This is a genomic window from Variovorax atrisoli 110B (genome assembly GCF_000382045.1).
GTDB lineage: Bacteria > Pseudomonadota > Gammaproteobacteria > Burkholderiales > Burkholderiaceae_C > Variovorax > Variovorax atrisoli.
The window spans coordinates 204224-217421 of record NZ_KB907451.1; the positions used below are offsets into that span (position 1 = coordinate 204224).

13 protein-coding genes are annotated in these 13198 nt (G+C 68.2%); 10 read left to right on the forward strand and 3 right to left on the reverse strand.

Annotation, left to right across the window (positions count from 1 at the left end; translation table 11 throughout):
* Nucleotides 1-127 precede the first annotated feature (127 nt).
* Together dnaN and dnaA are read right to left on the reverse strand one after the other, a co-directional pair.
* Entirely contained in the window at nucleotides 128-1234 is a 1107-nt protein-coding gene (gene dnaN / locus G369_RS0109010; RefSeq protein WP_019653665.1) for a DNA polymerase III subunit beta, read from the reverse strand.
* 96 nt (nucleotides 1235-1330) lie between these two features.
* A complete protein-coding gene (gene dnaA / locus G369_RS0109015; RefSeq protein ID WP_019653666.1) occupies nucleotides 1331-2710 on the reverse strand; it encodes a chromosomal replication initiator protein DnaA in 1380 nt (459 codons plus the stop codon).
* 317 nt (nucleotides 2711-3027) lie between these two features.
* Between dnaA and rpmH the strand changes: the two genes are divergently transcribed.
* From rpmH to G369_RS0109050, 7 genes are all read left to right on the forward strand, one after another.
* Nucleotides 3028-3162, forward strand: a complete 135-nt coding sequence (rpmH, locus tag G369_RS0109020) for a 50S ribosomal protein L34 (protein ID WP_019653667.1) — start codon at nucleotides 3028-3030, stop codon at nucleotides 3160-3162.
* Nucleotides 3163-3263: 101 nt separating this feature from the next.
* Nucleotides 3264-3692: a ribonuclease P protein component gene (locus tag G369_RS0109025; protein ID WP_019653668.1), complete on the forward strand. Its 429-nt coding sequence runs from the start codon at nucleotides 3264-3266 to the stop codon at nucleotides 3690-3692.
* Nucleotides 3689-3976, forward strand: coding sequence for a membrane protein insertion efficiency factor YidD (yidD, locus tag G369_RS0109030; protein ID WP_019653669.1), 288 nt, complete (start codon nucleotides 3689-3691; stop codon nucleotides 3974-3976). The genes G369_RS0109025 and yidD overlap by 4 nt, the downstream gene beginning before the upstream one ends.
* The gene (gene yidC, locus G369_RS0109035) at nucleotides 3973-5670 is read left to right on the forward strand and encodes a membrane protein insertase YidC (RefSeq protein WP_019653670.1); all 1698 of its coding nucleotides are present in this window, start codon (nucleotides 3973-3975) and stop codon (nucleotides 5668-5670) included. The genes yidD and yidC overlap by 4 nt, the downstream gene beginning before the upstream one ends.
* 84 nt (nucleotides 5671-5754) lie before the next feature.
* Nucleotides 5755-7161 carry a tRNA uridine-5-carboxymethylaminomethyl(34) synthesis GTPase MnmE gene (mnmE, locus tag G369_RS0109040; RefSeq protein WP_019653671.1) on the forward strand — a complete coding sequence of 469 codons (1407 nt, stop codon included), beginning with the start codon at nucleotides 5755-5757 and terminating at the stop codon, nucleotides 7159-7161.
* 102 nt (nucleotides 7162-7263) lie between these two features.
* A complete protein-coding gene (locus G369_RS0109045) occupies nucleotides 7264-7725 on the forward strand; it encodes a Crp/Fnr family transcriptional regulator (RefSeq protein WP_019653672.1) in 462 nt (153 codons plus the stop codon).
* Between the two features lie 106 nt (nucleotides 7726-7831).
* Nucleotides 7832-8815, forward strand: a complete 984-nt coding sequence (locus G369_RS0109050; RefSeq protein WP_026346285.1) for a zinc ribbon domain-containing protein — start codon at nucleotides 7832-7834, stop codon at nucleotides 8813-8815.
* A gap of 37 nt (nucleotides 8816-8852) precedes the next feature.
* Here the strand turns inward: G369_RS0109050 and G369_RS0109055 are convergent, their stop codons facing one another.
* On the reverse strand, nucleotides 8853-10838 hold the full coding sequence (locus tag G369_RS0109055; RefSeq protein ID WP_019653673.1) for a monovalent cation:proton antiporter family protein: 1986 nt from the start codon (nucleotides 10836-10838) through the stop codon (nucleotides 8853-8855).
* 142 nt (nucleotides 10839-10980) lie between these two features.
* Between G369_RS0109055 and G369_RS0109060 the strand changes: the two genes are divergently transcribed.
* The 3 genes from G369_RS0109060 to lptC are packed head-to-tail and all read left to right on the forward strand — an operon-like array spanning nucleotide 10981 to nucleotide 13192.
* On the forward strand, nucleotides 10981-11982 hold the full coding sequence (locus G369_RS0109060; RefSeq protein ID WP_019653674.1) for a KpsF/GutQ family sugar-phosphate isomerase: 1002 nt from the start codon (nucleotides 10981-10983) through the stop codon (nucleotides 11980-11982).
* Nucleotides 11982-12530, forward strand: a complete 549-nt coding sequence (locus G369_RS0109065) for a KdsC family phosphatase (RefSeq protein WP_019653675.1) — start codon at nucleotides 11982-11984, stop codon at nucleotides 12528-12530. The genes G369_RS0109060 and G369_RS0109065 overlap by 1 nt, the downstream gene beginning before the upstream one ends.
* A complete protein-coding gene (lptC, locus tag G369_RS0109070) occupies nucleotides 12527-13192 on the forward strand; it encodes an LPS export ABC transporter periplasmic protein LptC (protein WP_019653676.1) in 666 nt (221 codons plus the stop codon). Before G369_RS0109065 ends, lptC begins: the two co-directional genes overlap by 4 nt.
* Nucleotides 13193-13198 lie beyond the last annotated feature (6 nt).

Here is a 13198-nt window from a genome sequence, read left to right on the forward strand (position 1 = left end):
TCCTCTGTCTCTCACGCGTTTTCGCGTGATTTTTCGGGCTCTCAAAAGCTCAATTCGCCGCCTCTTGAAAGCGCAAACCCGCGGAGGGCCGCGGGTCGTGTGCGCAAGGCGCTGTGGTCTGTGTCTTTTAGATCCGCATCGGCATCACGACGTACTTGAAGGATGCGTTCTCGGGGATGGTCAGCAGCGCCGAACTGTTGGAGTCGGCAAGGTCGATCTTGACCATGTCCTGGTCCATGTTCGACAGCGCGTCGATCAGGTAGGTCACGTTGAAGCCGATCTCGATCGTGTCGCCGCCGTAGTCGATGTCGAGCTCGTCCTGGGCCTCTTCCTGCTCGGCGTTGTTCGACGCGATGCGCAGCGTGCCCGGCTCGATGTTCAGGCGAACGCCCTTGAACTTCTCGCTGGTCAGGATGGCGGTGCGCTGCAGGCTGGCCAGCAAAGGCGCGCGACCCAGCGTGACGGTGTTCTTGTGGTTCTTCGGGATGACGCGGTTGTAGTCGGGGAACTTGCCCTCGACCAGCTTGGTGACGAACTCCATGCCGCCGAAGCTGAACTTGGCCTGGTTGTTCGCGAACTGCATCTCGATGGCGCCTTCGGCGTCGGACAGCAGGCGCTGCATCTCGAGCACGGTCTTGCGCGGCAGGATCACTTCCTGGCGCGGCACTTCGACGTCGAGCGTGGCGGAAGAGAAGGCAAGGCGGTGGCCGTCGGTGGCGACCAGGCTCAGCTGCCTGCCCTCGGCCACGAACAGGATGCCGTTGAGGTAGTAGCGGATGTCGTGCACGGCCATCGCGAACGAGACCTGCGAGAGCAGGTCCTTCAGCGTCTTCTGCGGCACGCTGAAGACGGGGCCGAAGTTGGCGGCCTCCTGCACCAGCGGGAAGTCCTCGGCGGGCAGCGACTGCAGCGTGAAGCGGCTCTTGCCGCCCTTGAGCACCAGCTTGCTCGCGCTCGACTCGAGGCTCACGGTCTGGTCGGCCGGCATGGTGCGCAGGATGTCGATCAGCTTGCGCGCGCCGATGGTGGTGGTGAAGTTGCCGTCGTCGCCGCCCAGCTCGGCGGTGGTGCGGATCTGGATCTCGAGGTCGCTGGTGGTCAGCTGCAGCTGTCCGCCGGTCTTGCGGATCAGCACGTTCGCCAGGATCGGCAAGGTGTGACGCCGCTCCACGATGCCCGCCACCGACTGCAGCGCGGCGAGGACCTTGTCCTGGGTTGCCTTCAAAACGATCATGTCTTCTTCCTCTTCCTATCTCTTTGAATCAGCTTGCAGGGCGCCATTCTCCGCTGTCGCGGGGAGCTTCCTGGACGACATTCGATTTCTTTCCGGTCAGCCCTTGAGGGTCTGCTCGAGCACGTGAAGCTGCTGGTTGAGCTCGGTGAGCTGCTGGCGCTCGCCCGAGATCTTGCGCACCGCGTGCAGCACCGTCGTGTGATCGCGCCCGCCGAACAGCTCGCCGATTTCCGGCAGGCTCTTCTGCGTGAGCTCCTTGGCCAGGTACATCGCGATCTGCCGCGGCCGCGCGATGCTGGCCGGGCGTTTCTTGCTGTACATGTCGGCGACCTTGATCTTGTAATAGTCGGCCACCGTCTTCTGGATATTCTCGACGGAGATCTGCCGGTTCTGGATCGACAGCAGGTCGCGCAGCGCCTCGCGCGCCAGGGCGATCGAGATCTCCTTCTGGTTGAAGCGCGAGTAGGCGAGGATCTTGCGCAGTGCGCCTTCGAGCTCGCGCACGTTGGAGCGCACGTTCTTGGCGACGAAGAAGGCCACTTCTTCCGGCATCTCGGCCGATTCGGCGCGCGCCTTGTTGATCAGGATGGCCACGCGCATCTCGAGCTCGGGCGGCTCGATGGCGACCGTGAGACCGGAGTCGAAACGCGAGACCAGGCGCTCGTGGATGTCGGCCAGGCCCTTCGGATAGGTGTCGCTGGTCATCACGATGTGCGACTTCTTGGCCAGCAGGGCCTCGAACGCATTGAAGAATTCTTCCTGCGTCCGGTCCTTGTTGGCGAAGAACTGCACATCGTCGATCAGCAGCAGGTCGAGCGAGTGGTAGCGCTCCTTGAACTCATCGAAGGTCTTGCGCTGATAGGCTTTGACCACATCCGAGACGAACTGCTCGGCGTGGATGTAGAGAACTTTGGAGTCCGGCTTGTCGGCCAGCAGCCGGTTGCCCACAGCATGCATCAGGTGGGTCTTGCCCAGGCCGACGCCGCCGTAGATGAAAAGAGGGTTGTACAGATGGCCCGGCATGCCGGCCACGTGCATTGCCGCGGCGCGCGCCATGCGGTTGGCCGTGCCCTCGACCAGGGTGTCGAAGGTGAGGCCGGAATTCAGGCGGTTCTTGAAGCCGGCGGCGGCCGGCTCCTCGCCCGGGCCGGCCACGTCGCGCGGCACGTCCGTTTCGGTCATGACGGCCACGGGCGCAGAACGCACGGGCACTTCACGAGGAGCAAGCGCTAACTCGATGGCGACCGGCTGGCCGTACATCTTCTCCGCCATGGCGGCGATCTTGCCGGCGTACTGGGCCCGGATCCAGTCGAGCTTGAACCGGTTGGCGACGAACACGGTCATGCGCGACAGGTCGTCGGCGACCTGTGCGGTCAGGGGTTTGATCCAAGTGTTGAACTGCTGCTCGGACAGCTCCTGCGCGAGCTGGTCGACGCAGGCCTGCCAGAGGCTTTCGCCGATGCCGTCAGTCGACATGGGCGTAGGGAAAAGTGAAGGGACCCTCGGGCATTTTTTGGTATAGGTATTGTGGATATTCTCTGCTGGAAGGCGCCTGACATTCTAACTTGTCAAAACCTTATCCACACGCCGCCGAGTGTGTCGAAAGGCCCGCAAATCTGCTCGAAGATTGTTCAGGGGCCCAATGTTTGCGATAATTGCGGGTTTCCCTGAAAACCTCTTTGCGTCTTTCGGGGGTCATCCGAAACACGCTCGCCCGGCGCCCCGCAGGTACTTCAGGCTTTCGCACGCGAAAGCGCGAAGGGCCAGCGCGAACAGGGAAATAGGAAATCACCATGAAACGCACCTACCAAGCATCCAAAGCCCGCCGCGCCCGTACCCACGGCTTCCTGGTCCGCATGAAGACCCGCGGCGGCCGTGCCGTCATCAACGCACGCCGCGCCAAGGGCCGCAAGCGCCTGGCCGTCTGACGGCAGCCCACCTGCCGTTGCCAGCAGCCGGTTCGTCAGCGCCAACTCCAACAGCCAGCGTGGCTGGCCCGAACAGGCGCGACGCCAGCGGCCCGGCTCTCATGCAGCGGCTCAAGACCCGCGCGCAATTCCAGGCCGTCCTCGCAGGTGCCACCGTGGCGCGCACTGCTCATTTCGCATTGCATCGCTGTGCGCTCGATCTCGCATCGAGCGCACAGCCTTTGTTCGCGTCCGACGACGTCTGGCTGGGTGCCATGGTGCCCAAGCGCTGGGCGCGCCGCGCGGTCACGCGCAACGCCATCAAGCGCCAGATCTATTCCGTGAGCGCCGAGTCGGGCGCCGGCCTGCCGCGTGCGGCGCACGTGGTGCGCCTGCGCGCGGGCTTCGACCGCAAGGAGTTCGTGAGCGCCTCCTCGGACAAGCTCAAGGCCGCCGTGCGCGCCGAGCTCCGGCAATTGCTCGCACGGGCCGTGCGCACTCCCGCGGCGCAGGCTCCGGCCCCTTCTGCGGCACCCTCCTCCTCGCCATGAAACGCGTGCTGATCGGCATCGTGAAGGCCTACCGCCTGCTGCTGAGCCCCTGGCTCGGCCAGTCGTGCCGCTTCACGCCGACCTGCTCCGTGTATTCGATCGAGGCGCTGGAAGTGCATGGCGCGCTCAAGGGCAGCTATCTCACCCTGCACCGTATCGCGCGATGCCAGCCCTGGTGCCAGGGCGGCCACGATCCGGTCCCGCCGAAATCGCAGCGTCGCACTGAGCGGTCAGGATCGCTGTTTTCGTCTCTTCTCTCTTCCGACAAGAAGTCTTCGTCATGAACGATATCCGCCGCACGATACTGTGGGTGATTTTTGGTTTCTCGCTGGTGCTGCTGTGGGACCAATGGCAGGTCTTCAACGGCAACAAGCCGACCTTCCTGCCGTCGACCAAGCCGGCCGCCACGGCCGCCGCCCCCGCCAACGCCACCCCCGCGGCCAACAACGGCGTGCCGACCGCATCCGCCGCTGCCGGCGGCAACGCGGGCGCAGTGCCCACGCAGCCGGCCGCGGCCACGCCGCGCGAGCAGGTCAAGGTGACCACCGACCTGTTCAAGGCCACGATCGACAGCGAAGGCGCCACCGTCAACTACCTCGAGCTGCTGAAGTACGACGAGGCCGACCGCACCAAGCACGTGGTGCTGTTCGAAAATGGCTCGCCCGCCACCCGCTACGTCGCGCAGACCGGCCTGCTGAACCAGGTCGACACCGGTGAGCGCTACCCCAACCACCTGACGCAGATGACGCCCAAGCCCGGCCCGCGCGAGATGGCCGACGGCCAGAACACGCTGGAAGTGAGCTTCGAGAGCGCCCCCGTCGGCGGCCTGAAGTACGTCAAGACCTATGTGTTCCACCGCGGCGACTACGCCATCGGCGTGCGCCACGAAGTGGTCAACACCACAGACCAGCCGCGCGACGCGCAGCTCTACATGCAGCTGCTGCGCCACGGCACCGTGGCCGCCGGCACCATGTTCGGCACCAACACCTTCACCGGCCCGGCCGCGTACACCAACGAGAAGAAGTTCCACAAGCTCGACTTCAAGGACATCGCCAAGGGCAAGGTCGAGCCGCCGCCGCCGGCCAACGACGGCTGGATCGCCATGGTGCAGCACTACTTCGTGTCGGCCTGGCTGCTGCGCGGCGACCCCGCCAGCGAACAGCTGCGCCGCGAGTTCCGCGTGAAGGACCTGGGCGACAACCAGTTCTCCATCGCCATGGTGGCCACGCTGCCGAAGATCGCCCCCGGCGCCACGCAGGTCGTGAACAGCACGCTGTTCGCCGGCCCCGAGGAAGAGAAGAAGCTCGAAGCCATCGCCCCCGGCCTGGACCTGGTGAAGGACTACGGCATCTTCGCGATCATCTCCAAGCCGCTGTACTGGCTGCTGAACCAGCTGCACGGCCTGATCGGCAACTGGGGCTGGTCGATCGTCGCGCTGGTGGTGCTGCTGAAGGCGGCTTTCTACTGGCTCAACGCCAAGGCCTACGCCAGCATGGCCAAGATGAAGGCCATCAACCCCAAGATCATGGAAATGCGCGAGCGGCTGAAGGACAAGCCGCAGGAGATGCAGCAGGAGATGATGCGGATCTACAAGACCGAGAAGGTCAACCCGATGGGTGGCTGCTTCCCGATCCTGATCCAGATCCCGGTGTTCATCGCGCTCTACTGGGTGCTGCTGTCGTCGGTCGAGATGCGCCATGCGCCCTGGATCGGCTGGATCACCGACCTGTCGGCACCCGACCCCTGGTACATCCTGCCGATCGTGATGACGGCCACGTCGCTCTTCCAGACCTGGCTCAACCCGACGCCGCCCGATCCGATGCAGGCCAAGCTGATGTGGATCATGCCGCTTGCGTTCAGCGTGATGTTCATCTTCTTCCCGGCCGGCCTGGTGCTGTACTGGATCACGAACAACGTGCTGTCGATCGCGCAGCAGTGGTTCATCAACAAGCGGCTGGGCGTGCTCGGCACCAAGTGACGGCGGCAGTAGCCGCACGGCACTCCAGCCATCCTTCGAAGGGCCGCGTCAGCGGCCCTTTTTGCTGAAAGAATCCGCACCACCATGCTCGCCCGCACCTCCGATCCCATCGTCGCCATCGCCACCGCCTCGGGGCGCGGCGCGGTCGGCATCGTGCGCGTGTCGGGCGCGAGGCTGGCGCCGCTGGTCGACGCGATCTGCGGCCGCGCGCTCAAGCCGCGCGAGGCCACCTACCTGCCGTTCCGCGACGCCGAGGGCGAGCCCGTCGACCACGGCCTGGCCATCCACTTTCCCTCACCGCACTCCTTCACGGGCGAAGACGTGCTCGAACTGCAGGCCCACGGCGGATCGGTGGTGCTGCAGCTGTTGCTGGCGCGCTGCCTGGAGGCGGCGGCCGAGCCCGACCCGGTCACCGGCCGCCCCCGCCTGCCCGGCCTGCGCGTAGCGGAGCCCGGCGAATTCAGCCAGCGCGCCTTCCTCAACGGCAAGATCGACCTGGCGCAGGCCGAGGCCATCGCCGACCTGATCGACGCCAGCACCGAGGCGGCCGCGCGCAGCGCCGGGCGATCGCTCTCGGGCGCCTTCTCGCGCGAGATCCATACGCTGCGCGACGCGCTGATCCACCTGCGCATGCTGGTGGAGGCCACGCTCGACTTTCCCGAGGAGGAAATCGACTTCCTGCAGAAGGCCGACGCGGCCGGGCAGCTGGCGAAGCTGCAGTCGCAGCTTGCCGCCGTGCAGCAGCGCGCGCGCCAGGGCGCCCTGCTGCGCGAGGGCATCAAGGTCGTGATCGCGGGACAGCCCAATGCGGGCAAGAGCTCGCTGCTCAATGCGCTGGCCGGGGCGGAGCTGGCCATCGTGAGCGCGGTGGCGGGCACGACGCGCGACGTCGTCTCGCAGACCATCCAGATCCACGGCGTGCCGCTGCACGTGGCCGACACCGCCGGCCTGCGCGAGAGCAGCGATGAGGTCGAGCAGATCGGCGTGGCGCGCGCCTGGGGGCAGATCGAGAGCGCCGATGCGGTGCTGTTCCTGCACGACCTGACGCGCGCGGACCAGCCCGACTACGCCGCCGCCGACGCGGAGATCCTGGACGGCCTTCAGCGCAAGCTGCCCGCGAGCGTGCCGGTGCTCGACGTCTGGAACAAGCAGGACGCAGCGCCGGACACCCGGCCGGCGCAGGGCATCGCCCTCTCCGCCAAGACCGGCCTGGGCATCGAGGCCCTGCGCGAGCAGCTGCTGGCCATGGCGGGATGGCAGGCCGTGCCCGAGGGCGTGTACCTCGCGCGTGCGCGCCACGTGCAGGCGCTGGCGCGGGTCGAGACGCACCTGGCGCTGGCCGCCGACCACCTCGCGGCGCAGGCGCAACTGCTCGACCTGCTGGCCGAGGAGTTGCGCCTGGCGCAGAACGCCCTGAACGAGATCACCGGCGAGTTCGGCGCGGACGACCTCCTGGGCGTCATCTTTTCGCGCTTCTGCATTGGCAAATAGCCACAGACGGCCGCTGCCGGCCCCCAAAAAACGTAAACAGTTGTAGCGAAATAACATGGCCATGGCGGATACTTCAGCCCACATGCGGGGGCCGAGAAACACATGTCCATCCAGAACCTGAGCCGCGCCATCGCGGAGAACATCAACACCGACGCGTTCGCGTTGACGTTCAGCGTCCAGCAATGGGAAACGCTGGCGGGTTACCTGCAGCCGATCGACACCGGCGTCGGCGACGTGCTGATCGAACAGGGCACGCCCGACCGCTCGGTGTTCTTCGTCGAGAGCGGCGCCATCAGCGTGCACCGCGTCAGCAGCAAGGAACAGATGAAGCTGGCCGTGCTCACCGCGGGGTCGGTGGTCGGCGAAGGCTCGTTCTTCTCGCGGCAGCCGCATTCGGCCAACGTGGTGGTCACCGGCGCGGGCCGTGTCTGGCGGCTCACGGCGATCCGCTTCGGCGAACTGGGCAACCGCCAGCCCAACATGGCGCTGGAGATCGCGATGGCGCTGGGCGGCGTGATCGCCAAGCGCATGGCGCACCGTTCCAAGCGCGTCGCGGTGACCTGAGCAGGAAGCTTCATCTCCCGCCTGCCGCCGGATCGATCCTGCGGACGCGGGCCAGCCACCGCCGTCCAAGACCCCCGAAAAACAAGAAGTAGTCAGCAAGCAATCCATGGCCTCGATCTGTCCGGTCTGCAGCACGGAGAACCGTGACGGCGCGAATTTCTGCAGGAGCTGCGGCATCAAGCTGTCCGCCGCGGGAGACCGGATTCCTCCGCCGCCGACCCCCGAACGCGAATGGGCCACCACCGCACCCGCCCAGCTCCGCGCCCCGACCATTCCTGCGCCGCTCCAGGAGATCCCGCCGGCCCCGACGCCGGCCCGCCCGTCGTTCTTCAGCAGGTCGCCGGCCTCCGCGCCGCGGCATGACGACGACGAGCAGACCGTCCTCATGCTGCACGACGACGGCTCGCCGCGCGTGCCGGCACCGCCCGCGGCGCCGCAGGGGCTGGAATCGAGCTGGGCGCTGTCGCGCGAGAGATCGAAGAAGCCCCGCGTCAGGATCCGCAAGCCCGCTGCGGTCGACCGGGCGCCGCGCTGGCGGGCGATCCTGCTGTGGGTCGGCCTGCTGCTGGTGGCGGTGGCGATGATCGTGGCGGGCTGGTCCGGCTACGGAACGCGCAAGACAGCGCCGGCCGCCGAGGAAACCGCGCCGCCGGCCGCCGTGGCGCCTGCGCCCGTCGCCGCACCGCCCGCGGCCGAGCCGCCACAGCCGGCACCCGTGGAGCCCCCCGCAGCGGATGCGCAGGCTGCCGATCAGACGGCACCGGCGGCTCCCGCGGAAGCCGCGCCGACGGCATCTACGCCGCCGAAGCCCCCCGCCGCCAAGCAGGCGCGCAAGCAACCGGCCGCTGCTGCCGTGCCCCAGCCCGCCGCCGAGGCGCCGCCTCCCGTCGCAGCCCCTGCCCCGCCGCCCGCACCGGCGGCCCCGGCCGAGCCCGCAGCCATGTGCGGCGACCGCAATTTCATCGCCAGGGCCCAGTGCATGGCGGCGCAGTGCCTGAAGCCCGAGTTCAAGGCCCACGCGCAGTGCGAGGCGGTGCGCCGCCAGCAGCGCATCGAGGAAGAGAAGCGCAACCCGACGCTCATCAACTGAGCGCAGCGGCGAGAAGGCAGGGGCGGCGCGCCGCCGCTCAGCCCTTCTGCAGACGCTCGACGGCCATCGCCAGCGCGGCCGGCTTGCCGGACAGCACCAGGGTGTCGCCGTCCGACAGCACCGTGTCGTCGGCCACCGGGCGCGGCTGGCCGTCGTGGCGGCGCAGGCTTGCGATGCGCACACCCAGCGTATTCAGCCCGAGCCCCGACAGCGTCTGTCCGACGGCGCGCGCACGGGCGTCGAGCGTGAAGCTGTTGAGCCGCTCGTGGTCGATCTCGTCGGCGTTGTCGTCGTCGGCACCGTGGAAGTAGCCGCGCAGCAGGTTGTAGCGGGCGTCGCGCTGGTCCTGCACCACGCGGATCACGCGTCGCATCGGCACGCCGACGAGTGCCAGCGCATGGCTCGCAAGCATCAGCGAACCCTCGATGGCCTCGGGCACCACCTCGGTCGCTCCGGCGGCCTGCAGCTTCTCGAGGTCGTGGTCGTCCTGCGTGCGCACGATCACCGGCACGTGCGGCGCGTGGGCGCGCGTGTTGGCCAGCACCTTCATCGCGCCGGGCACGTCGAGGTAGGTCACGACCACCGCGCTGGCCCGCGCCAGGCCCGCGGCCATCAGCGCCTGCAGCCGCGCCGCGTCGCCGAACACCACCGAGTCGCCGGCGGCGGCGGCCTGCCGCACGCGGTCTGGGTCGAGGTCGAGCGCCATGTACGGGATGCCCTCGCGCTCCAGGATGCGCGCCAGGTTCTGGCCGCAGCGTCCGTAGCCGCAGATGATCACGTGCTGCGCCGTGTTGATGGTCTTGCGCGCGATGGTCGTCATCTGCAGCGACTGCTGCAGCCAGTCGCTGGCCACGAGCTTTCGCACGATGGCGTTGCTGTACATGATGATGAAGGGCGTCGCGAGCATCGACAGCACCATCGAGGCCAGCACCGGGTTGGCCAGCCATTGCGGCAGCAGGCTGCGCTCCTGGGCCAGCGTCAGCAGGACGAAGCCGAACTCGCCGGCCTGCGCGAGGTACAGGCCGGTGCGCAGCGACACGCCCGAGGTGGCGCCCAGCACCCGCGCCAGCACCGTCACCAGCGCCAGCTTGAAGGCCAGCGGCAACAGCAGCAGCACGCCCACCAGCACCCAGCGCTCCACCACGATGTGCCAGTCGAGCGACATGCCCACCGTGATGAAGAACAGCCCCAGCAGCACATCGTGGAAGGGGCGGATGTCGGTCTCGACCTGGTGCTTGTATTCGGTTTCCGATACCAGCATGCCCGCGATGAATGCGCCCAGCGCCAGGCTCAGGCCGGCCAGTTCGGTGAGCCAGGCCAGGCCCAGCGTGATCAGCAGCACGTTCAGGATGAAGAGCTCCTCGCTGCGGCGGCGCGCCACCAGCGTGAGCCACCAGCGCATCACGCGCGGGCCGCCGTACAGCAGCACGCCGATCAGGAAGCTCGCCTTCAGCAGCGCCAGGCCCAGCGCCTTGGCCAGCGCTTCCGGCGGCGCGCCCAGGGCGGGGATCAGCACCAGCAGGGGAACGACCGCCAGGTCCTGGAACAGCAGCACGCCCATCACGCGCTTGCCGTGCTCGCTCTCCAGTTCGAGCCGCTCGGCCATCAGCTTGACCACGATGGCGGTGCTGCTCATGGTGAGCGCGCCCGACAGCGCCAGCGCCGTCTGCCAGCCCAGGTGCCATGCGGGCGGCAGCAGCCGCGCCATCAGCAGCGCGCCGGCGGTGGCGAGTGCCATCGTCAGCAGGACCTGCAGCATGCCCAGGCCGAACACGTGCTTTCGCATCGCGCGCAGCTTGGGCAGGCTGAATTCCAGCCCGATCACGAACATCAGGAACACCACGCCGAACTCGCCGAGGTGCTGGATGCCCTCGGTGTTCTGGGCCAGCGCGAAGGCGTGCGGCCCGATCAGCACGCCGGCCGACAGATAGCCCAGCATCGGCGGCAGCTTGAGGGAGCGGCACGCCACCACGCCGATCACCGCGGCCAGCAAATACAACAGCGTGAGATCGAACGAAGACATAGACGCCGATGCTAGAGCAAGAGCCGTGCGCGCCGCCTCAGTGAGGACACCGGGCGCCGCGCGGCGCAGGCTGGCCGGCGTGCCCGTGCCGCAAGGGGCCCGCCGGGCGCGGGGGCAAGCCGCGGGCCCGTAAAATCCGGCGATGAGCTCCCGTCCCGCCCCGGCCCCCGTGGCCGATCCCGAGGCCATCCTGGCCCGGGCACGCCTCACCTTCGACATCGAAGCCGAAGCCGTTGCCGGCCTGAAGAGCCGCGTCGGCCCGAGCTTCGTCGAGGCCGTGCGCAAGATCCTCGAAGTGCGCGGCCGCGTGGTCGTGATGGGCATGGGCAAGAGCGGCCACGTCGGCCGCAAGATCGCCGCCACCCTCGCCTCCACCGGCACGCCGGCGATGTTCGTGCACCCGGCCGAGGCCAGCCACGGCGACCTGGGCATGATCAAGTCGGTCGACCTGGTGCTCGCCATCTCCAACAGCGGCGAGGTCGACGAGCTCACCGTCATCCTGCCGGTCGTCAAGCGCCAGGGCGTGCCCCTGATCGCCATGACCGGCCGCCCCGAATCCACCCTTGCCCGCCACGCCGACATCGTGATCGACGCCGGCGTGTCCAAGGAAGCGTGCCCGCTCAACCTCGCCCCCACCGCCAGCACCACCGCCCAGATGGCGATGGGCGACGCGCTGGCCGTGGCGCTGCTGGACGCACGCGGCTTCGGCTCGGAAGACTTCGCGCGCTCGCATCCGGGCGGCGCGCTCGGACGCAAGCTGCTCACCCACGTGAGCGACGTCATGCGCTCGGGCGACGACGTCCCGCGCGTGGCGCCCGACGCCAACATCAGCGAGCTGATGCGCGCCATGAGCAACAAGGGCTTCGGCGCCGCGGCCGTGGTGGAGCCCGACGGCCGTGCCTCGGGCATCTTCACCGATGGCGACCTGCGCCGGCTGATCGAGGCCGGCGCCGACCTGCGCAGCCCGAGGGCGGCCGAGGTCATGCACCGCAACCCGCGCACCATCCGGGTCGACGCGCTGGCGGTGGAGGCCGCCGAGCTCATGGAGCAGTGCGGCATCACGCGGCTGTTCGTGATCGACGGCGAAGGCGTGGTCGTCGGCGCGATCAACACCAACGACCTGATGCGGGCGAAAGTCATCTGATGCCGCTCGAGTTCCAGGCCGAGGCATTGCTCGCCGCGCAGGACGTGCGCATCGCCTTCTTCGACATCGACGGCGTCCTGACCGACGGCGGCGTGTACTTCACCGAGCACGGCGAGACGCTCAAGCGCTTCAGCATCCTCGACGGCTACGGCCTGAAGCTGCTGCGCAAGGCGGGCATCGTGCCGGCGGTGATCACCGGGCGCGATTCCAAGCCGCTGCGCGTGCGCCTGGAGGCGCTGGGCATCGAGCACGTGCGCTACGGCACCGAAGACAAGCTGCCCGCAGCGCAGGCGATGCTCGACCAGCTCGGCTTCGGCTGGGCGCAGGCCGCGGCCATCGGCGACGACTGGCCCGACCTGCCGGTGCTATCGCGCGTGGGCTTCCCGGCGGCGCCGGCCAATGCCCATGCGGAAGTGCGCGGCATCGCGCGCTACGTGACCAAGGCCCGCGGCGGCGAAGGCGCGGCGCGGGAGTTCTGCGACCTGCTGCTCACGGCCTGCGGCCAGTACCGCGTCATGCTCGACGCGGCCCGGGGGCCGATCGCATGAGCGGCGTGAAACGCGCATGGGGCATGGTGCGCGACGGCCTCGACCGCGCCACGATCTACCTGCCGATCATCCTGACGGCCGCCGTCGCGCTCGGCACCTACTGGCTGGTGCGCAACGCGCCCAAGCTGCTGGAGCCCACTCCCAAGGTCGCGCCCACGCACGAGCCCGACTACTTCATGCGCGACTTCGTCATCAAGAACTTCCTGCCCAACGGCGACCTGCGCAGCGAGCTGCACGGCGTCGAAGGCCGGCACTACCCCGACACCGACACCATCGAGATCGACAAAGTGCGCATGCGCTCGGTGTCCCCCGAGGGGCTCGTGACGCGCGGCAGCGCCGACCGCGGGCTGTCGAATTCCGACGGCAGCGAGATCCAGCTCTTCGGCAATGCGATCGTCATCCGCGACCCCTCCGTGGGACCGAACGGCAAGCCCACGCCGCAGCTGGAGTTCCGCGGCGATTTCCTGCATGCCTATGTCGACACCGAGCGCGTCACCTCGAACAAGCCGGTCACGCTCATCCGCGGCACCGACCAGTTCACCGGCGACACGCTCGACTACGACAACCTCAGCGGCGTGGCCAACCTGAACGGCCGGGTGCGCGGCGTGCTGATCCCGTCGGCGGCAGCTGCCGCGGCTCCCGCGCCGGCCAAGAAGCGCTGAGGAAGA